The sequence below is a fragment of the Roseococcus suduntuyensis genome (assembly GCF_014196305.1).
Taxonomy (GTDB): domain Bacteria; phylum Pseudomonadota; class Alphaproteobacteria; order Acetobacterales; family Acetobacteraceae; genus Roseococcus; species Roseococcus suduntuyensis.
This window is the reverse complement of sequence record NZ_JACIDJ010000007.1, coordinates 1-1,730: the sequence shown is the minus strand read 5'-3', so window position 1 is coordinate 1,730 and position 1,730 is coordinate 1. Positions and strand designations below refer to the sequence as shown.

Below are 1,730 nucleotides of genomic sequence, written 5' to 3'. Positions count from 1 at the left end.
TGGGTCGCGCGGGGCGATGGTACTGGGAGATTTGGAGCGCTTCAGAAAGCTTCGGATGCGTTCGGTTGGGCTCACGGATGGGGCTCACAAGATGAAGTTCCGCGTCTGCTCGCCGATTTGAATGGTGATGGGATCGCGGACGTCATTGCGTTCCAGCGGGCTGGCACCTTGTCAAACCTTTCCCTTGGATGGGATGGTATCGCCTGACTGGAGTGCTTTCCGTCACACTGGACACTCGGCTTGGGGCTGACGGTGACTGACGTGCTCCCGTGAATGTATCCAGTCCTATGGAGAGTTCTCTACGTTGATGGCTGATGGTTGATAGGATGGCAACGGGGTTGCGGTGAACCGTCCCTGTTTTCCCGGAGGCTGTTTGGTTTAAGTCATGCTGCCAGGAGCAGAATGTCCTGGCAGCGTAGTAGAGTGACTCAGCCTCAGTCGCCGAGATGTTTCCGGTGAGATCCAGCAGCCGCCGATGGTTGAACCAGTCTACCCATTCGAGGATGGCGGATCGCACGGCCTCGAGCGAGCGCCAGGGGGCGCACCGATTAATGACCCCGGCCTTGTAGAGGCCGTTGGTGCTTTCGGCCAAGGCGTTGTTATAGCTGTCGCCTGCGCTGCCTACTGAAGGCTCGATGTCGGCCTGTGCGAGACGCTCGGTGTAGTGGATGGAGACGTACTGGCTGCCCCTGTCGCTGTGATGCACGGGGCCGCCGCGATGCAGTGGATGCCGGTCATGCAGGGCCTGTCCAGCCTATCCAACACGAAGCCCGCATTTGCCGTCCGAGACACGCGCTAGGCCATGCTAGGTGGAGTCGTCGGAGATGATGGGAGCCTATTCCAGTAGATGCCAAAGGGCTTCCCGGGCAGCGATCGTCCGATGCAGAGGTTCACCGCTTTTTACAACATCTCTCCCGGTTCATGGGCGCGGCGATCCTGCGGATTGCCCTATGTCACGACGAGGGGCGCTCATGCGGAACATGTGGACACCTCGAATAACGTGCCGGGGGGATGCTGCTGAGGCTCGTTGAGGGCGACGCGCGGTTGGGAGTGCCTGCTTCGAGCCTCTGCGGAACTCTCCCGCACGTTATTCGAGGTGTCCAACCGCCTCTCGCGCTGACACGAAGCGCAAGAAAGCGTGGGCGGCGCGCCCTTGCCGCCCCGTGAACCCCTCGGCTAGACCGCGAAGCCGTTGCAGTTCAGGGGCCAAGGATGCGCGCCGCCATCATTCTCGCCGCGGGGCAGGGCACCCGCATGCGGTCCGCCCAGCCCAAGGTGATGCACCAGCTTGCGGGGCGGCCGATGGTGCAGCACCTGCTGGCCGCCTGCGCGCCCGTCTTCCAGCGCATCGTCGTGGTGGTGGGGCCGGGCATGGAGGAACTCGCCGCCGCTGTCGCCCCGCATGCGACGGTGGTGCAGCAGGAACGCCTGGGCACCGGCCACGCCGCCCGCATCGCCGCCCCGCTGCTGGAGGGCTTCGCGGGCGATGTGGCCGTGCTCTATGGCGACAACCCGCTGATCACGACCGCGACCCTGGAACGCCTGGTCGCCGCGCGCGAAACGACGGACCTCGCTTTGCTGGCCATGCGCCCGGCCGACCCGGGCCGCTATGGTCGCGTGGTGCAGGACGAAACAGGGCAGGTGGCGCGCATCGTCGAACACGCGGATGCGACCGAGGCCGAGCGCGCCATTCCCCTCTGCAATGCCGGCGTGGTCTGCGCCGCGGCGCC

The 1,730-nt window shown here is 64.6% G+C and carries 2 protein-coding genes and 1 pseudogene; 2 read left to right on the top strand and 1 reads right to left on the bottom strand.

What is annotated here, in order from left to right; genetic code table 11:
- Positions 1-207: hypothetical protein (locus GGQ83_RS19960; RefSeq protein WP_221223543.1), on the top strand; the 207-nt coding region annotated here is incomplete at its 5' end.
- Positions 208-412: 205 nt separating this feature from the next.
- Here the strand turns inward: GGQ83_RS19960 and GGQ83_RS16630 are convergent.
- A pseudogene (locus GGQ83_RS16630) lies at positions 413-795 on the bottom strand (integrase core domain-containing protein); the annotation flags it as partial.
- A gap of 417 nt (positions 796-1,212) precedes the next feature.
- Between GGQ83_RS16630 and GGQ83_RS16625 the strand changes: the two are divergent.
- The coding region (locus GGQ83_RS16625; protein WP_184386080.1) for an NTP transferase domain-containing protein at positions 1,213-1,730 on the top strand (518 nt) is incomplete at its 3' end.